We start from the raw sequence: 16,903 nt of genomic DNA, 5'->3' as shown, positions 1-16,903 counted from the left end.
AAACGTAAATTCCGAGATGTCGCACCCCCTCCCCGGCAAGCGTGTCCTGATTGTCGAAGACAATCCGATCATTGCATATGATATCAGCGATCTGATCGAGGACACCGGCGCCGAGCCGGTGGGGCCCGCGCTCGATCTCGCGTCGGGCATGCGCCTGGTCACCGAGAACCACCTCGACGCCGCGCTGCTCGATATCGATCTGGGCGGCGAGTATGTCTGGCCGATCGCCGAGGCGCTCGATCGCCACGCGGTGCCCTATGCTTTCGTCAGCGCCCAGTGCAGTGCGGACCTGATGCCGGAAAGCTTCCGTTCGCGCCCCTGCATCTACAAGCCGGCCAAGCCCAGCGACATCATCGATGCCTTGATGGGGTTCGCAGCGAGCCCGAAGGACGCGGGATAGCCCCGGCGAATTCGGATCGGCATCGGGCTCGAGAGCCTCAAGCTGTTATCACAACTACCGAAGTCCGGAGGGCGCGGCTCGCGAGGGCCGATAATTGCCTTGCCCCGCCCCCGGTCCAGGCGGCATGATCGAGCGATAGGACGACACCGTGCTTGAAGATCGTGTATTGCAACCCTAATACAGGATCAGAGCCGCCTGGAGAGACAGCCACCCATGAGCGAAACGAAAACGCAGACCGCAACCGAGACCGCCCTCGATCTCACCCCGCCCGATCCGGTGCCCGAGGTGAAGCCCGAGAAGGCCGCGGGTCTGGTGCCCGTGTCGGACGAGGTGAAGAGCAAGCTCGAAACCAAGGTCGACGGTTTCGTGGCCGATCTCATTGCCGAGGATGCGAATTCGCCCGAATTCGGCAAGAAGGTCGACCAGCTGACCAATATGGGACGCAAGGAAATCATGGCCGCGGCGGGCATGTCGAACCGTTTCCTCGACCGCCCGGTGCGCGCGATGGACAAGGACGAAGGCGTCGGCGCCAATCTGGCCGAGCTGCGCCGCGTGGTCGAGGACCTCGACCCGGGCAAGCGCGGCAAGCTGTCGGGCACGCGCAAATTCCTCGGCATCATCCCCTTCGGCAACAAGCTGACCAACTATTTCCGCAGCTACCAGAGCGCGCAGACGCACATCCAGTCGATCCTCAACAACCTCGCCAGCGGCAAGGACGAGCTGATCATGGACAATGCCGCGATCGACGTGGAGCGGCAGAAGCTGTGGGAGGCGATGGGCAATCTGGAGCAGATGATCCATATCTCCAACACGCTCGACGCCAAGCTCGAGGACAAGGCCGCAGAGCTCGACGCGACCGACCCGGCCAAGGCCAAGGCGGTGCGCGAGACCGCGCTGTTCTATGTCCGCCAGCGGACGCAGGACCTGCTGACCCAGATGGCGGTGAGCGTACAGGGCTATCTCGCGCTCGACCTGGTCAAGAAGAACAATGTCGAACTGGTGAAGGGTGTCGACCGCGCCAGCACCACCACCGTGGGCGCGCTGCGCACTGCGGTGACCGTTGCGGAGGCGATGACCAACCAGCGGCTCGTGCTGGGCCAGATCACCGCACTGAACGAAACCACGGCGGGGATCATCGATTCGACCAGCACGCTGCTGCGCGACCAGACGGGCAAGATCCACGAGCAGGCCGCGGCTTCGACCATCCCGCTCGAAACGCTGCAGCGCGCCTTCCAGAACATCTACGACACGATGGACGAGGTCGACAGTTTCAAGCTGCGCGCGCTCGACAGCATGAAACAGACGGTCACGCTGCTCAGCAACGAGGTCGAAAAGTCGAAGGGCTATATCGCTCGCGCAGAGGGCCAGTCACAGGCGCAGAAGCAGGTTTCCGAATCGAGCCTGCTGAGCATCGAGGGCTGAGGGTAACCGCGTGAACGACCTCACCCGAGACAGCGACCGCATCCTCGCCGAGAGCAGGGCGCTGGTGCGCGACAACCGTGAAGGCGGTCGTCATCGCCGCGCGCCCTCGATCGGCGCAGGCTCTGCCAAGGTGAAGCGCGATCATCTGATGAAGAAGGTCCGCAACGTGGCGATCGCGCTGTTCGCACTGTGGGTCGGCATGGGCGTGCTCGGCCTCATCGTCGACGGAATCGGCTTCGTCGGGATCATGGCGCTGGTCGTGGCCAGCGTGGTGGCGGTCGGCGTGCTCGGAAATTATCCGAAGATGCGAACCCCCAAGCGCGCCGACATCAACAAGGGCAATGTCCAGCAGCTGGTCAGCCGGACCGAGCTGTGGCTCGAGGCGCAGCGCCCCGCGCTGCCGGCCCCTGCCGCCAGAATCGTCGACGACATGGGCGTCCAGCTCGACGCGCTGGGCCTTCAACTGGAAGGGCTGGATCAGAACCACCCCAAGGCGCGCGAGGTGCGCAGCCTGGTGGGCGAGCAGCTGCCCGAGATGATCGACAGCTATCGGCGCATCCCGGCGCATCTGCGCACGGAAGAGCGCGCCGGCTCGACCCCCGACCGGCAACTCACCGACAGCCTCGACAAGATCAGCGGCGAGATCGATTCGATCACGCGCCAACTCGCCGAAGGCTCGCTCGACGATCTCGCGATCAAGCATCGCTATCTCGACTATAAATTCGGCAGCGGCGCCGAGACCAGTCCGCAACTGGAGCACAAGAGCTGATGCGCGTTCCCATTCCCCACGATCTCGAAAAGGAAGAGGTGCGTCGGCGCCTTCGCGAGCACAGCCACGAGATCGGCCAGTTCGTTCCGGGAGGGCTGGCCGACGTGACCACCCATTGGCCGAACGAGGACCGCATGGATCTCTCGGTCAGGGCCATGGGCCAGGGCGTGGACGGCTGCGTGCTTGTCGAGGACGGGCAGGTCGTGTTCGAGGTCAACCTGCCGCCGGCCCTCTCCTTCGTCGAGCCCATGGTCGCCAGCGCGATCCGTCAGCAGGGCCAGAAGCTGATCGCCAAGAAATAATCCGGCCCGCACCCTCCGGGAAGAATTTCCTGTCTCAGGAACGAAATCGCGCTCGGGACGCTGGGTAGGGAAGTACGTCGTCGGTCGGGCTGACCGGCGAGCGTTCAGGCCTTGCGAGGCGGACGGTAGGGAAAGCGAGGCCGATCAAATGCCGGCAGCAGGTGGGATGGGTCGCACCATCCGTAAATATCTCAAGAGCGAAACTGCTGGCGTGCATGCAAGGCTCGACGAGCGGCTTGGCGCGCTGGTGGCCGACGGTACCGGCAATTACGCCGCCTTTCTCGCCATTCAGTATCGCGCCCGGAAGGGTATCGAACGCTGGCTGGAACAGCATTGCTCCGCCGCATGCCCCCCACCGCAGACCGGGCTGATTGCGCGCGATCTGGCCGAGCTTGGCCACCCGCTTCCCTCGGCCACGCCCGATTTTACGCCCCCGGACGGTGCGCGGACCCTCGGCGTGTGCTGGGTTCTGGCTGGCTCGGCGCTTGGCAATCGGGCCGTCCTCGCACGCATGACGAAGCAGCCGACGCCGCGGCCGGTGGCGTTTCTTTCCGACCCGCGGATGGGAGACTATTGGCGCAATATGCTTCCGGTACTGGAGCGCCCCGCCACCGAGAATGAGCGGTCATCGCTGCTCGGCGGCGCAATCGCCGCTTTCGCCCATTTCAACGCGGTGGCTGCAGAGAGCCTCGCCCTCGAGGCGGCATGATGCAACCGCAGGACGTCAACCTCACCAATTGCGATCGCGAACCGATTCATCAGCTGGGCCGGATCCAGGATTTCGGCGCGCTGATCGCGGTCAACTCCGACTGGTTCGTTTCGCATCGCTCGACCAACCTCGAGGCGATACTCGGCGAGGGTCGCACTCTCGAGCTCGGCGACGCGCTCGAGGGGTTCTTCTCGCCGGTAGCCCTGTCGGAGCTTCGCAGTTCCGCTGCCGCCCTCGGCATCGACGACCAGGTCGAGCGGTTGTTCGGCATGCAGTTGTTCGGCACCGACGAACTGTTCGATTGCGCGCTGCATACCTCGGGCCAGAACACGATCATCGAGGTCGAACGCCACGCTGCGGGCGACCTCAACCGCCAGCTCGGCAATCTGCGGCCGATCATGGCCCGGCTCGAGAGGCACACGGATGTGCAGCAGCTGGTTGCGCAAGCGGCGCGACAACTGCGGCATGCGCTCGAGATCGACCGCGTGATGGTCTATCGCTTCCACGACGACCTGTCGGGCGAGGTCATCGCCGAGGCGGCGCGCGAGGACCTCGAGAAGTTCTACGGCCTGCGATATCCCAAGACGGACATTCCCCACCAGGCCCGCGCGCTTTACGTCCGCAACCGGTTCCGCATCATCGCCGACGTCGAGGCCGAGCCGGTGCCGATCGAGCCCGAAATGTCGCTGGACGGCGAACCGCTCGACCTCAGCATGAGCTCGCTGCGGGCGGTCTCGCCGATCCATATCGAATATCTCAAGAACATGGGCGTGGGCGCCTCGCTGTCGATCTCGATCATCGTCGGGGGGAAGCTCTGGGGGCTCTTCGCCTGCCACCATTACGGACCCAAGCTGCTGCCCTATTCGAGCCGCACGGCAGCCGAGCTGTTCTCCGACTACTTCTCGCTCCTGCTCGACCGGACCATCGGCCGCGAGGCGTCGGAGCGGAAGGAACGCGCACGCGAGATCCATACCAGGCTGATGCGCGACATCGCCGGGGGTGCCCCGCTGCCGAACAGCCTGCCGACGATCGAACCGGTCATCCAGCAGGTGATACCGCACGACGGGGCGAGCATCTTCGTCGACGGCGTCTACGATGCTCGCGGGGCGGCGCCCAACGAGGAGGAATTCCGGGCGATCATTCCCAATCTCAAGGGAGGTGCGACGAGCAGGATTCTGGCGAGCGAATCCATCTCCGACCACCTGCCCCTGGCGGGACGCTTTTCCGATCGCGCAGCTGGCGCACTGATCATTCCGGTGTCGCGCACCCCGCGGGATTATCTCATCCTCTGGCGCAAGCCGCTGGTGCGCACGGTGACCTGGGCCGGCAATCCCGAGAAGCCGGTCGAAACCGGCCCCAACGGGGACCGCCTGACCCCGCGCAAGAGCTTCGAAGCGTGGCAGGAAACGGTCGAGGGCCGGGCGGAGAAATGGTCCGCCGCCGAAATCGACATCGCCGAGAGCCTGCGCGTCACCCTGCTCGAGATCATCCTGCGCCTGACCGACGAGGCAGTGACCGAGCGCAGCAAAGCACAGCGCCAGCAGGAATTGCTGATCGCCGAACTCAATCATCGCGTGCGCAACATCCTCAACCTGATCCGCGGGTTGATAAGCCAATCCAAGGGCGACGCGCGCGATATCGAGAGCTTTGTCGACATCGTCGGCGGGCGCATCTCGTCACTCGCCTCGGCCCATGACAACATCACGCGGGGCAACTGGTCGCCCGCGCCGTTCTCCGAACTGCTCGAGACCGAAGCCAACGCCTATCTCGCGGGCAAGAAGGACCGGCTCCACCTCTCCGGCCCGGAGGCGATGATCGCGCCCGAAGCCTATACCGTCCTTTCGCTCGTCATCCACGAGATGATCACCAACTCGGCGAAGTACGGGTCGCTCAGCGATCAGGCGGGGAAGCTTGCGGTCGAAGTCAGCCAGAACCCGGAAGGCAATTTCTGCCTCGACTGGTGCGAGACCGGCGGGCCACCCGTCAAGCCGCCCCAACGCCGCGGGTTCGGCAGCACCATCATCGAGCGATCGATCCCCTACGACTTGGGTGGCTCGGCCGAGATCGACTACCGCCTGGAAGGTGTCGTCGCGCGCTTCTGCATTCCGGGACGCTATGTCGAATGGGGCGCACGCGGAGACGACGGTTTCCCCGCGCCCAGGAAACGAATGGAGACGCGCTTGGAAAACCCGCCCGCGAGTGTCCTGCTGGTCGAAGACAGCATGATCATCGCGCTCGACGCCGAAGACTGTCTCAGGGAGCTGGGGGTCGAGACGGTACGTACCGAAAGCTCGGTCGCGACGGCGCTTGATGCATTGTCGAAAGCGCGCCCTGCGCTGGCGATTCTCGACTACAATCTGGGCAAGGAAAACAGCGAGCCGGTAGCCGAAAAGCTGCGCGAGATGGGCGTGCCCTTCTGGCTCGCGACGGGCTATGGCGAGATGGCCGACCGGCTCGAGAAACTGGGAGCGAGCGGCCTGCTCACCAAGCCCTATGGCAAGGACGAACTCGAGCAGGTCCTGGCGAGCCATGCCCCGGACTAGGCGGCGCCGGCAAGGCGCGATCAGTTGAAGAAGCGCTGCTGGTAATAGAAGGTCGCCGCAACGGGCGCGCCGCGGGCATCGCGCGCAGGCTCGAAGCGGATCTGCTCGTAAGCCAACCGGCACACCACGGCATCGGTTTCCGGAAAGGGGCTGGGCCGATAGACGCTGCACCCCGTCACCCGCCCTGCGGCCGAGACCGACAGCTTGACGATGACCGATTTGCCGATCCGCGCCTGCCGTCCACCCGGCGGCACGGGAAAGGCGCTCGCATCCGTGATCGCCTGCACGAGCACCGGCTTGGTCGCCGCCCCGCCGCCCTGGCCGCCCCCACCTTCGCCGCTCCCGGTACCTTCTCCCTGCCCCGAGCGGCCAGTGCCCTGACCATGGTCGGTGGCCCCGGCGCTGTTCGCGGTACCGGTCGATGAGGCGCGCGGCGCGGGGGGATCCTCGCGCAGCTGGCGCTTGGGTTCGGGCGCGGTCACCGCATCGGGGACTGCCTCGCGTCCCGGATCGCCCTGCGCGCCCTCCGGTTCGGGAGCGGTCGGCTCGGGTTCTTCCTCGGGGGCGGAGACGGTGACGGTGAAGGCCGACACCACCGTGCGTTGGACATTTGCCACCGCACTCGGCGCGAGTGCCCGGACGAGAATGTAGAACAGGGCAATGTGGATCAGGACGATCAGCGCGATCACCCATGGATTGGGCCGCGGTTTCGTCTGGCTGTAGCGAGTACCCTGCTGATCCATTCAGGATCAACGGGAATGCCCGCCGCCCTGTTCCGAGCGGTCGGGGGGCGAGAATGAAAAAGGGCGGCCCTCCGCGAGGAGGACCGCCCTGGAGTTTGCGCGCGGGGCACGCGGCCCCGCACCGGTTATCGCTTAGTAGCCGAGAATGAACGACAGGCTCGCCGCACGCGGCGCGCCGATCTGGACGAACGGCGAGCTACCCGCATCGAGGCTGCCACCGAACCCGCCAACGTAGAGTTCGTCGAACAGGTTGGTGATGTTCAGCTGGATCGCCGCCTGATTACCCCAAGGGGTTTCACCGATGTTCCAGCGAGCATCGAGATCAACCAGCGTGTAGCCCGAGACCGTTGCCGAGCCATAGGAGGCCAGCTCGAGGTTTTCGTCGTTGATGTAACGCTTGCCGGTACGCTTGGCCTGGATGCCGAACTGGAACGCGTCGGTGGTGTACTGCGCGCGAGCACCGAAGGAATGCGTCGGAGCGCCCGACTCACGCTTACCGCCGGTCACGAAGAAGGTGGGATTGCCTGCGCCATCCACACCGGCCTGCACGTCGTCCTTGATCTCCGACTTCAGCAACGAGCCGAACACGTAGAACACGATGTTCGGGGTCGGCTGCCACGAAACCGAACCATCGATGCCGTACTTGTCGACGCGACCGAGGTTACGGTAGATCGACCGTTCGGTAACCGGATCGTACGCCGAGGCAAGACGGTTGTTGTAGCGGGTGTACCAACCGGTCAGCTGCATCTGCACCGTGCCGGTGCGCAGGCGACCACCAAGGTCGAACGAGTCGGTGGTTTCCGGAACCGGCTGCACGCTCGTTTCCGAAAGCGGGAAGTAGATCGAGTTGTACAGGTTGTCGGTACCCGGGACCTGAAGGCCCTTCGAGTAGTTGGTGAACAGCGACGCATCGCCAAAGTCGTAGGTGAAGCCGACGTTCGGCAGCAGCTTGTCGTACTTGTAGGTGCGTTCCTGCGGCGCTGCGGCAGTCGGGTTGGCAGCCGCATAGCGAGCCACATCGGCGCCGTACACGCAATCGACGAAACCGTTCGACGAAGTGGTGAAACACCGCTGGTCGAGGTCACGCTTGAAGAACGGTGCGCGCACACCGATGTCGACGGTGAGGCCGCCGAAGTGGCCGAGGTACTGACCCGAGATCTGGTTCAGCGTGGCATAGGACTGGCGGTCGCGCTTCTGCAGCACATTGCCGTTGACATCGACGATCCCGTCATTGACCGGGAACACGTCGAACGGCTCACCGAGATTGTCGAGCAGTCCAACCTGGCCGGTCTGACGGTGGTTGGCACGTTCCCAGGTGTAGGCGAGGCGAACGCTGTGGTCCTCGTTGATCTCGTAGGCGATGTTCGAAATCACCGCGAAGCGATGCGTGCGGGTCTGGCTGGGCGCCAAGACGGTGACCTGATCGAGCAGATCGCCGTCACCGTTGAGGTCGACGCCTGCATAGGGACGGCCGCTGATGTAACCGAAGAACGGCTCGCCGCCGACGCTACGCGAATATTCGTAGCCCGTGGTGGTGCCGCCGCCATTGGCCTTCACGTACTGATAGCTCGGCTCGACCGTCAGGGTCAGGCCGTCGGTCAGCGTGAAGCGCGAGGTGCCGCGGATGTTACCGGTGTTCGACGGGTTGAAGCGACGGTCGAATTCGGTGCCGCAGCTGTTCGGCGTATCGGCTACACCGGCCTGGGCCTGGTCGACGGTGCAGGGCCAGTTGATCGAATAGAAGCGATCGGCCTTGGTGGTCGGGAAGTCAGGCAGACGGAAGGAGCCGAAGAAGTTATTGCGGTTCTGGTTGTAGTGACCTGCGATGGCAATGAAGTCGCCGTTGTCGCCGATGTCCTGCCAGATGCGCGCGTTGTACTGCTGCTTCTCGTTCGTGCCGTAGTTGTTGAACGGGTTGTTGTAGCGGGTGAAGCTGGCCGAGACGAACGCCTTGGTGCCCATGCCGGTCAGGTCGCCGGTGTCGAGCATGGCGAAGCCGCGCATGTAGATGCGGTCGCGATCGGTGGCGCTGTTACCGCTGGCGAAGACGTCCCCGAAGGTCATCGTTGCCGTAATGCCCGCTTCGTCGCTCGGCTCGCGGGTGCGGATGTTGATGGTGCCGCCGGATGCCGACGCGGTCGGGCTGTCGACGTCGGTCGAACCCAGGTTCACGTTGACCGAGGCCAGCGTTTCGGGGTCCTGCTGCTGGTTGGTATAGAGCGCATAGTTGCCCGAGTCGTTCAGCGGAACGCCGTCGACGGTCTGCGAGATGCGGTCCGAGCTGAAGCCGCGAATGGTGAACGAGCCACCCGACGAACCCCACGGGTCGTTGTTCTGGAAGTTCACGCCGGGGACGAGATTGACGATATCGTTGACCGTCTGGCCAGGCCGCTGGGCGCGGATGATTTCTTCGGTCAAGACCTGCTTCGCCTTGGGCGAATCGGGCAGGTCGACGCCGCCGACATCGCTGGCGCGCGCGCCCGAAACGATGATGACGTTGCCTTCTTCAAAGTCGACCGAGCCGGTCGACTGGGCGGCGGCAGGGGCGGCAACCATGGCGCTGGCGGTGCTGACCACCGATGCGGCCAGGAGATATTTGAACTTCATCGAGATGATCCCTTCGGTCTCGTTAAAGGTTGGCTGGAACTGGAAAGCCCGCTCCCTCTGGCGGGAGGACGTTGCGCCAAAGCTATCTTTTTGTGACAAGATCAAGACGTATGTTGCAGGCGCGAGACGCACATGCAGCGCAAATCAGAAAGTCACTGATTTTTAAGAGAAAAAATGCGTTGCAAAATAGCAACTAGTCGGAAAAATCGGGTCTCGCGCTGGAAACCCGATCATTCGACCCCGGCGATCGTCAGGCCAGGTTGATCTCGCGCAGCCGCTGCATCAGGAAATCGTGGCTGCTGATCGGCGCGGGATGATCCTCGGGGCGTTCGGGATCGATGCACGATGGCAGCGTCTCGATCACGTAGTCGGGCCGGAAGTGCAGGAAGAAGGGCATCGAATAGCGCGCCCGGTAGGCCGCCTCGCCGCGCGGATTGACCACGCGATGCTGGGTCGATTTGAGCCGGTGGTTGGTCAGGCGGTCGAGCATGTCGCCGATATTGACTACCAGCGCCCCTGCGGGCGGCGCCACGGCTTTCCACTCGCCCTGCGCGGTCAGCAGTTCGAGCCCCGCCTCTTCCGCGCCGAGCAGCAGGGTGATGGTGTTGATGTCGCCATGCGCGGCTGCGCGAATCGCGCCTTCCGCCTCCTGGCCCTCGAGCGGCGGGTAGCGCAGCAGGCGCATGACCGAATTGCCGTCTTCCACCGTGGGCGCGAAGAAGTCGCGATCGAGGCCGAGGTGGAGCGCGATCCCTTCGAGCACGCGGCCACCGGCGGTCTCGAATGCCGAATAGAGTTCGGAAAAGGTTTCGCGGAAGCCTTCGACTTCGCTCGGCCAGACATTGTCGGCCATATATTCGGCGAGGGGGTGGCCTTCGGGGAGCTCGCGCCCGACGTGCCAGAATTCCTTGAGATCGTGGACCTTGGCGTCCTTGGCCTTCTCGGTCCCGAAGGGCGTGTAGCCGCGCGCTCCGCCGCCGCCGGGGATGTGATAGGCTTTCTTGATGTCGTCGGGCAGCGCGAAGAACGCCTTCGCCAGCGTTTCGGCGCGGTCGATCAGGTCCTGAGGGATGCCGTGATCGCGGATGACGGCGAAGCCGTATTCCTCGAAGCTGCGGCCGAGCTCGTCGGCAATGCTGTCGAGCGGCTGTGCCAGCGACACAACCGCGATATCGGTGTTCGAATCGGTCATAATGGGTGCGCCCTTTAATACGGGAGGAAGAGGCCCGCCAGCGCCGCGCTCATGAGATTGGCGAGGCTGCCGGCGGCGAGCGCGCGGATACCCAGCTTGGCGATCACAGGTCTTTGATTTGGAGCAAGTCCGCCGGTGACCGCCATCTGGATGGCGATCGAGCTGAAATTGGCGAAACCGCACAGCGCGAAGGTGATGATCGCGCGGCTGCGGTCGGACAGCGTGCTCGCATCCATCGCGCCGAGATCGATGAAGGCGACGAATTCGTTGAGCACGATCTTGGTGCCGAACAGCCCGCCCGCCGCACCGGCCTGCTCCCAGGGAATGCCGATCAGATACATCACCGGGGCAAAGACGAAGCCGAGCAATTGCTGGAAGCTGACCTCGGGATAGCCGAACCAGCCGCCGATGCCGCCGAGAATGCCGTTGGCGAGCGCCACCAGCGCAACGAAGACCATCACCATCGCGCCGACGGCAACCGCCAGCCTGATGCCGGTCTGCGTGCCCTGCGCGGCGGCCTCGATAACGTTCGCGGGCTTGTGGCCCTCCTCGAAGGTCTCGGCGACCTCGACCTCGTGCGGGCGGCCGCTCTCGGTCAGCGCGGCGGGACCTTCGGCACTGATGCGCGAGGTGGGCAGTACGATCTCGCCCTCCGGGTCGACCCCGGCCATTTCCGCGGCATCGCGGGCCAGCAGGCTCTCGTCGTCGGGCATGATGATCTTGGCCATCAGGATCCCGCCCGGCGCCGACATGAAGGCCGCCGCCAGCAGGAAGGGGACGGCTTCCTCACCGATGAAGCTGGCATAGGCGGCGAGAATGGTCCCCGCGACGCCCGCCATGCCCACCGCCATCAACGTGAACAGCCGGCTCGGCGTCAGCGCGGCGAGATAGGGGCGCACCACCAGCGGGCTTTCGGACTGGCCGACGAAGATGTTGGCGGCGCTGCCCAGCGCCTCGACCTTGCTGATGCCGGTGATCCAGCCGATCGCCCCGCCGACCCATCGCACCAGCCGCTGCATGATGCCCCAGTGATAGAGGATCGAGACGATCGCCGCGAAGAACACGATCACCGGCAGCGCGGCGATGACGAAAGTGTTGGCGAAGGGGTTGGCGTCCATCGGCCCGAAGACCGATTCGATGCCGACCTTCGAATAGGCAAGCAGCGCGATCACCCCGCTCGACAGCGCCTGGATCAACTCGACGCCCCAGGGGGTGCGCAGCACCAGCAGTGCCATCAGCGCCTGCAGCGCGAAGGCCGCGCCGACCACCCGCAGCTTGATCCGCCGCTTGCCTGTCGACAGGAGAAAGGCGATCAGCAGGATCGCCAGTACGCCGGCGAGGTTGATCAGGATGGGCGACATCAAGGTCCCTTCGGGAATACAAGTTGCGGATGAAATCAGCCGCTGTCTTGCTTGCGCCGCTCCATTAGTCAATTTTCACCGCAAGCCGACGGCCCAGCCGTCCCCGAATTGTACGAGACCGATCCATGACCGAACCTGCCAACGAGACCCGGCTCGCCGCCGCAGCCATGCCGCTGGGCCTGTTCGTCTATACGCTGCTCTATGGCGGGATGACCGTGCTGGCGGGCGTGCTGGCCTACAAGCAGGTGCAGCTGTGGCCGACCGAACTGGCGGTCGAATCGGGCATTTTCGCCTTCCTGCTGCTGGTGGTGATCTCGAGCACACTCGCCCAGCTCTACGGCGAGAAGATCGCCAACCGAATCGTCTGGTTCGGGTTCATCCCGCTCCTGATCGCGTCGGCACTCATGCAGCTCGTCCTACATCTTCCAGCGTCACCCGAGATGCTTTCTAATCCCGATCGCCTAGAGGATTTAGCCGCATTTGAGCGCGTCCACTCAACTCTTTGGCGGATTTGGATGGCGGGGCCGGCCGCCTATATCGTCTCGCTGCTGCTCAATGTGTGGATCTTCTCGCGGCTGCGCGGATCGTCCGAGGGCGCCTCGACGCTGTCGCTGATGGCGCGCGGCGCGGTGGCCTCGGCGCTGAGCCAGGCGATCGATTCGGTGATCTTCATCACGCTCGCCTTCTACGGCCAGTTCGACATCACCAATCTGCTGATCGGCCAGGTCATCGCCAAGGTCGCGCTGAGCCTGGTGCTGGTACCGTTCCTGATCACCGGCGGCGTGGCCTTCGCGCGCTGGCTCGACAGGCGCTAGAGCCGCTTCACATTCTCGATCAGGGTCTCGTCGAGACCCTCGCCATGCAGCACCGAGACATCGCCGGTGGTCTCGAGCACGACCGCCCGCACCCGCGACAGGTCGAGCGCATTGGCCTCGCGCAGCTTGGCGATCAGATCGCTTTTCGCAACGCGGGTCTTGTCGAGCGCATCGTCGAGAAACTTGCCGTCGCGCATCAGGAAGACGGGCTCGTTCTGCATGACGCTCTCCGCCGCGTCGACCGACTTGCGCAGGCGGGCCGCCGTGTACTGGACGAGGAACAGCCCGGCCATGGCGACCATGGCTTGCGCGAAGCCTTTCCAGTCGCTCGTCTGCGCCGCTCCGGCCACGAGGCTGCCCAGCGCCACGGTCATGACGAAATCGAAATTCGTCATTTTCGACAGCGAGCGAAGCCCGTTGATGCGGATCAGCAGCACGATCCAGAAGATCGCCGCGGCGGACAGAAGCACGCCGCGAAGGGCGATATCGAGCCAGGTGTTGTCGACGAACATGGTGCACCAACGCACGAGCACCGTGCGTTGGTCCCGGGCAGGAGCCTGCCTTAGCGCTTCAGACGCTTCGCATGCCACCCGACATGCTCGGCCAGGAAGGACGAGATGAAGTAGTAGGAGTGGTCGTAGCCCGGCTGCATGCGGATTTCGGCCGGGATCCCGGCCCTCTCGCAGGCTGCGGCCAGGAGTTCGGTCTTGAGCTGGTCCTCGAGGAAATTGTCGCCCGTGCCCTGATCGACGAGCAGCCCGTCGAGCCGCGCGCCATCCTCGATCAGCGCACAGGCGTCGTATTCGCGCCAGGCCTCGCGGTCGGCGCCGAGATAGCCGCCCAGCGCCTTTTCACCCCATGGGCAGTTCAGCGGGCTGACGATCGGCGAGAAGGCGCTGACCGAGCGGAAGCGGTCGGGGTTGCGCAACCCCACGGTAAGCGCGCCGTGGCCGCCCATCGAATGGCCGGTGATCCCCTGCCGGCCCATATCGACGGGGAAATGCTCGGCGAGCAGCGCGGGCAGTTCCTGCTCGACATAGCGGCGCATCTGGAAATGCCGCGCCCACGGCTCCTGCGTCGCATCGACGTAGAATCCCGCCCCCTGCCCGAAATCATAGGCCTCGTCGTCGGGCACGCCCTCGCCGCGCGGCGAGGTGTCGGGGGCGACGAAGATCACGCCATGCTCGGCACAGGCGGCGCGGTACTCGCCTTTCTCGGTGACGTTCGCATGGGTGCAGGTGAGACCCGATAGGTACCACAGCACGGGTAGGCGGGCGCCCCCCGCATGCTCGGGCACGAAGACCGAGAAGGTCATATCGGTGCCGGTGCTGGCCGAGGCGTGGCGATAGACGCCCTGCACCCCGCCGTGGCTGCGGTGCTCCTCGAGTGTCTCCAGCGCCCCGGTCATGGTCAGAGCGCGACCTCGTATGCCGCGGTGGTCTTTTCGGCGACTTCCTCGGCCGTCACGCCAGGTGCCAGCTCGATCAGGCGGAACGGGCTGTCGTGGTCGGGCCGGTGAAACACCGCGAGATCGGTGACGATCATGTCGACCACGTTCTGTCCCGTCAGCGGAAGCGAGCATTCGGGAATGAACTTGGGGCTGCCGTCCTTGGCCGTGTGCTCCATCACCACGATGATCTTCTTGACCCCGGCGACGAGGTCCATCGCGCCGCCCATGCCCTTGATCATCTTGCCTGGGATCATCCAGTTGGCGATGTCGCCGTTCTGCGCGACTTCCATCGCGCCCAGCACGGTCAGGTCGATATGCCCGCCGCGGATCATGGCGAAGCTCGCCGCGCTGTCGAAATAGGCGCTGTGCGGCAGTTCGCTGATGGTCTGCTTGCCCGCGTTGATCAGGTCCGCATCGACCTCGTCGGGATAGGGGAACGGCCCGATGCCGAGCATGCCGTTCTCGCTCTGCAGCGTGACATGCATGCCTTCGGGAATGTGGTTGGCGACCAGCGTCGGGATGCCGATGCCGAGATTGACGTAATAGCCGTCTTCAAGTTCCTTGGCCGCGCGGGCGGCCATCTGGTTGCGATCCCAGCCCATTATGCGGCCTCCCTTTCGCGGGTCGTCGTGAATTCGATCTTCTTGTCGTAGGGCGCGCCAACGATCATCCGCTGGACGTAGACGCCCGGCAGGTGGATGCAGTCGGGATCGAGGCTGCCCGTGGGCACGATCTCTTCCACCTCGACCACGCAGACCTTGCCGCAGGTCGCCGCCGGCAGGTTGAAATTGCGCGCGGTCTTGCGGAAGACGAGATTGCCCGTTTCGTCGGCTTTCCACGCCTTGACGATGGCGAGGTCGGCGAAGATGCCGTGTTCGAGGATGAATGTCTCGCTCACGCCATCGCGATTGACGAAATCCTTGTGCTCCTTGCCTTCGGCGACCTGCGTGCCGACGCCGGTCTTGGTGTAGAAGCCGGGAATGCCAGCGCCGCCGGCGCGCATGCGCTCGGCCAGCGTGCCTTGCGGGCAGAATTCCACCTCAAGCTCGCCCGAGAGGAACTGGCGCTCGAATTCCTTGTTCTCGCCGACATAGGAGGAGATCATCTTCTTCACCTGCTGGGTGCGCAGCAGCATGCCGATGCCTTCATTGTCGATCCCGGCATTGTTGCTGGCGAAGGTCAGGCCTTTCACGCCGCTGTCGCGGATCGCGGTCAGCAGGCGCTCGGGAATGCCGCAGAGGCCGAAGCCGCCGCTGGCGATGAGCAGGTCGTCGCGCAGCACGCCTTCGAGTGCGGCGGCGGCATCGGGATAGAGCTTGCCCGCCATCAGAACACCACCACGCTACGGATGCTTTCGCCTGCATGCATAAGGTCGAACCCCTTGTTGATTTCTTCCAGGCTGAGAACATGGGTGATCATCGGATCGATCTCGATCTTCCCGTCCATGTACCAGTCGACGATCTTGGGCACGTCGGTCCGGCCCTTGGCCCCGCCGAAGGCGGTGCCCCGCCAGTTGCGGCCCGTCACCAGCTGGAACGGGCGCGTGGCGATTTCCTTGCCCGCTTCGGCCACGCCGATGATGATGCTGGTGCCCCAGCCGCGGTGGCAGGCCTCCAATGCGGCACGCATGACCTCGGTATTGCCGGTGCAGTCGAAGGTGTAATCCGCCCCGCCATCGGTCATCTCGACGACCTTCGCGACCACCTCGTCGCGGCTCATCCCCTTGGTGTTGAGGAAGTGGGTCATGCCGAACTTGCGGCCCCATTCCTCGCGGTCCGGGTTGATGTCGATCCCGACGATCATGTTGGCTCCGGAAAGCCGCGCGCCCTGGATGACATTGAGGCCGATTCCGCCGAGGCCGAAGACCACGACGTTGTCGCCGACCTGCACCTTGGCCGTGTTGGTCACCGCGCCGACCCCGGTGGTGACGCCGCAGCCGATGTAGCAGCTCGTTTGGAAGGGGGCGTCCTCGCGGATCTTGGCGACCGCGATTTCCGGCAGGACGGTAAAGTTCGAGAAGGTCGAACAGCCCATGTAATGGAAGATCGGCTCGCCCTTGTACGAAAAGCGCGTGGTCCCGTCGGGCATCAGCCCCTTGCCCTGTGTCGCCCTGATGGCGGTGCAGAGATTGGTCTTGCCGCTGAGGCAGGATTTACACTGGCGGCATTCGGGCGTGTAGAGCGGGATCACGTGGTCGCCCGGTGTCACGCTCGTGACGCCCGCGCCCACTTCGCGCACGATCCCGGCGCCTTCGTGGCCAAGCACGCTGGGAAAGATGCCCTCGCTGTCGAGCCCGTCGAGCGTATAGGCATCGGTATGGCAGATGCCGGTGGCCATGATCTCGACCAGCACTTCGCCCGCCCTGGGCCCTTCGAGGTCGAGCTCGACGATTTCGAGCGGCTGCTTCGGGGCGAAGGCGACGGCGGCGCGGGTCTTCATGGGCATTGCTCCGGAAGTGGGTGCCGGCGCACCGGCCTCGGGGCGAAAAGGGTAGTGGTGAGCCGTGCTGGGTTCGAACCAGCGACCTACTGATTAAAAGTCAGTTGCTCTACCGACTGAGCTAACGGCCCGACCACGGCGTGCCACCTAG

General features: G+C 64.6%; 16 protein-coding genes and 1 tRNA gene. 7 read left to right on the top strand and 10 right to left on the bottom strand.

What is annotated here, in order from left to right; genetic code table 11:
- Positions 1–16: 16 nt before the first annotated feature.
- The 6 genes from ACN4E0_RS00980 to ACN4E0_RS00955 all read left to right on the top strand — a co-directional run bounded on the left by ACN4E0_RS00980 (position 17) and on the right by ACN4E0_RS00955 (position 6,145).
- Positions 17–400 carry a response regulator gene (locus tag ACN4E0_RS00980; protein ID WP_419564552.1) on the top strand — a complete coding sequence of 128 codons (384 nt, stop codon included), beginning with the start codon at positions 17–19 and terminating at the stop codon, positions 398–400.
- Positions 401–613: 213 nt separating this feature from the next.
- Entirely contained in the window at positions 614–1,822 is a 1,209-nt protein-coding gene (locus ACN4E0_RS00975; RefSeq protein WP_419564549.1) for a toxic anion resistance protein, read from the top strand.
- A 10-nt stretch (positions 1,823–1,832) separates the two neighbouring features.
- Positions 1,833–2,591 carry a hypothetical protein gene (locus ACN4E0_RS00970; RefSeq protein WP_419564546.1) on the top strand — a complete coding sequence of 253 codons (759 nt, stop codon included), beginning with the start codon at positions 1,833–1,835 and terminating at the stop codon, positions 2,589–2,591.
- Positions 2,591–2,893, top strand: a complete 303-nt coding sequence (locus tag ACN4E0_RS00965) for a polyhydroxyalkanoic acid system family protein (RefSeq protein WP_419564544.1) — start codon at positions 2,591–2,593, stop codon at positions 2,891–2,893. Before ACN4E0_RS00970 ends, ACN4E0_RS00965 begins: the two co-directional genes overlap by 1 nt.
- A gap of 166 nt (positions 2,894–3,059) precedes the next feature.
- Positions 3,060–3,602 (top strand): biliverdin-producing heme oxygenase, encoded by a 543-nt coding sequence (locus ACN4E0_RS00960; protein ID WP_419564541.1) that lies wholly within the window; start codon positions 3,060–3,062, stop codon positions 3,600–3,602.
- A complete protein-coding gene (locus tag ACN4E0_RS00955; protein ID WP_419564539.1) occupies positions 3,599–6,145 on the top strand; it encodes an HWE histidine kinase domain-containing protein in 2,547 nt (848 codons plus the stop codon). Before ACN4E0_RS00960 ends, ACN4E0_RS00955 begins: the two co-directional genes overlap by 4 nt.
- A 20-nt stretch (positions 6,146–6,165) precedes the next feature.
- Here the strand turns inward: ACN4E0_RS00955 and ACN4E0_RS00950 are convergent, their stop codons facing one another.
- From ACN4E0_RS00950 to ACN4E0_RS00935, 4 genes are all read right to left on the bottom strand, one after another.
- Positions 6,166–6,888 carry an energy transducer TonB gene (locus ACN4E0_RS00950; protein WP_419564536.1) on the bottom strand — a complete coding sequence of 241 codons (723 nt, stop codon included), beginning with the start codon at positions 6,886–6,888 and terminating at the stop codon, positions 6,166–6,168.
- A 132-nt stretch (positions 6,889–7,020) separates the two neighbouring features.
- A complete protein-coding gene (locus ACN4E0_RS00945; protein ID WP_419564534.1) occupies positions 7,021–9,495 on the bottom strand; it encodes a TonB-dependent receptor in 2,475 nt (824 codons plus the stop codon).
- Between the two features lie 250 nt (positions 9,496–9,745).
- Positions 9,746–10,687, bottom strand: coding sequence for an isopenicillin N synthase family dioxygenase (locus ACN4E0_RS00940; RefSeq protein WP_419564532.1), 942 nt, complete (start codon positions 10,685–10,687; stop codon positions 9,746–9,748).
- 14 nt (positions 10,688–10,701) lie between these two features.
- A complete protein-coding gene (locus ACN4E0_RS00935) occupies positions 10,702–12,048 on the bottom strand; it encodes a NupC/NupG family nucleoside CNT transporter (protein ID WP_419564530.1) in 1,347 nt (448 codons plus the stop codon).
- A 125-nt stretch (positions 12,049–12,173) separates the two neighbouring features.
- Between ACN4E0_RS00935 and ACN4E0_RS00930 the strand changes: the two genes are divergently transcribed.
- Positions 12,174–12,863 (top strand): queuosine precursor transporter, encoded by a 690-nt coding sequence (locus ACN4E0_RS00930; RefSeq protein ID WP_419564528.1) that lies wholly within the window; start codon positions 12,174–12,176, stop codon positions 12,861–12,863.
- On the opposite strand, the gene ACN4E0_RS00925 is transcribed toward ACN4E0_RS00930, so the two are convergent.
- The 6 genes from ACN4E0_RS00925 to ACN4E0_RS00900 form a co-directional block, all read right to left on the bottom strand.
- A complete protein-coding gene (locus tag ACN4E0_RS00925) occupies positions 12,860–13,375 on the bottom strand; it encodes a DUF421 domain-containing protein (RefSeq protein ID WP_419564526.1) in 516 nt (171 codons plus the stop codon). The two genes, ACN4E0_RS00930 and ACN4E0_RS00925, sit on opposite strands and share 4 nt — an antisense overlap.
- Before the next feature lie 50 nt (positions 13,376–13,425).
- Entirely contained in the window at positions 13,426–14,271 is an 846-nt protein-coding gene (gene fghA, locus ACN4E0_RS00920; RefSeq protein WP_419564524.1) for an S-formylglutathione hydrolase, read from the bottom strand.
- 2 nt (positions 14,272–14,273) lie between these two features.
- On the bottom strand, positions 14,274–14,915 hold the full coding sequence (locus tag ACN4E0_RS00915) for a CoA transferase subunit B (RefSeq protein ID WP_419564522.1): 642 nt from the start codon (positions 14,913–14,915) through the stop codon (positions 14,274–14,276).
- Positions 14,915–15,640 carry a CoA transferase subunit A gene (locus ACN4E0_RS00910; RefSeq protein WP_419564519.1) on the bottom strand — a complete coding sequence of 242 codons (726 nt, stop codon included), beginning with the start codon at positions 15,638–15,640 and terminating at the stop codon, positions 14,915–14,917. Before ACN4E0_RS00910 ends, ACN4E0_RS00915 begins: the two co-directional genes overlap by 1 nt.
- The gene (locus ACN4E0_RS00905; protein ID WP_419564517.1) at positions 15,640–16,752 is read right to left on the bottom strand and encodes an S-(hydroxymethyl)glutathione dehydrogenase/class III alcohol dehydrogenase; all 1,113 of its coding nucleotides are present in this window, start codon (positions 16,750–16,752) and stop codon (positions 15,640–15,642) included. The genes ACN4E0_RS00910 and ACN4E0_RS00905 overlap by 1 nt, the downstream gene beginning before the upstream one ends.
- A gap of 55 nt (positions 16,753–16,807) precedes the next feature.
- Positions 16,808–16,883, bottom strand: a tRNA-Lys gene (locus tag ACN4E0_RS00900).
- Positions 16,884–16,903 lie beyond the last annotated feature (20 nt).

It is taken from the genome of Qipengyuania sp., from assembly GCF_048550555.1.
Taxonomy (GTDB): Bacteria; Pseudomonadota; Alphaproteobacteria; order Sphingomonadales; family Sphingomonadaceae; genus Qipengyuania.
This window is presented reverse-complemented; position numbering and strand designations above follow the sequence as displayed.

Bases quoted from the DNA above. Each gene is read 5' to 3' on its own strand.
- ACN4E0_RS00960 (WP_419564541.1), top strand. From the start codon at position 3,060: ATGGGTCGCACCATCCGTAAATATCTCAAGAGCGAAACTGCTGGCGTG.
- ACN4E0_RS00905 (WP_419564517.1), bottom strand. From the start codon at position 16,752: ATGAAGACCCGCGCCGCCGTCGCCTTCGCCCCGAAGCAGCCGCTCGAA.
- ACN4E0_RS00945 (WP_419564534.1), bottom strand. From the start codon at position 9,495: ATGAAGTTCAAATATCTCCTGGCCGCATCGGTGGTCAGCACCGCCAGC.
- ACN4E0_RS00915 (WP_419564522.1), bottom strand. From the start codon at position 14,915: ATGGGCTGGGATCGCAACCAGATGGCCGCCCGCGCGGCCAAGGAACTT.
- ACN4E0_RS00910 (WP_419564519.1), bottom strand. From the start codon at position 15,640: ATGGCGGGCAAGCTCTATCCCGATGCCGCCGCCGCACTCGAAGGCGTG.
- ACN4E0_RS00940 (WP_419564532.1), bottom strand. From the start codon at position 10,687: ATGACCGATTCGAACACCGATATCGCGGTTGTGTCGCTGGCACAGCCG.
- ACN4E0_RS00955 (WP_419564539.1), top strand. From the start codon at position 3,599: ATGATGCAACCGCAGGACGTCAACCTCACCAATTGCGATCGCGAACCG.
- ACN4E0_RS00980 (WP_419564552.1), top strand. From the start codon at position 17: ATGTCGCACCCCCTCCCCGGCAAGCGTGTCCTGATTGTCGAAGACAAT.
- ACN4E0_RS00975 (WP_419564549.1), top strand. From the start codon at position 614: ATGAGCGAAACGAAAACGCAGACCGCAACCGAGACCGCCCTCGATCTC.
- ACN4E0_RS00965 (WP_419564544.1), top strand. From the start codon at position 2,591: ATGCGCGTTCCCATTCCCCACGATCTCGAAAAGGAAGAGGTGCGTCGG.
- ACN4E0_RS00950 (WP_419564536.1), bottom strand. From the start codon at position 6,888: ATGGATCAGCAGGGTACTCGCTACAGCCAGACGAAACCGCGGCCCAAT.
- ACN4E0_RS00930 (WP_419564528.1), top strand. From the start codon at position 12,174: ATGACCGAACCTGCCAACGAGACCCGGCTCGCCGCCGCAGCCATGCCG.
- fghA (WP_419564524.1), bottom strand. From the start codon at position 14,271: ATGACCGGGGCGCTGGAGACACTCGAGGAGCACCGCAGCCACGGCGGG.
- ACN4E0_RS00935 (WP_419564530.1), bottom strand. From the start codon at position 12,048: ATGTCGCCCATCCTGATCAACCTCGCCGGCGTACTGGCGATCCTGCTG.
- ACN4E0_RS00925 (WP_419564526.1), bottom strand. From the start codon at position 13,375: ATGTTCGTCGACAACACCTGGCTCGATATCGCCCTTCGCGGCGTGCTT.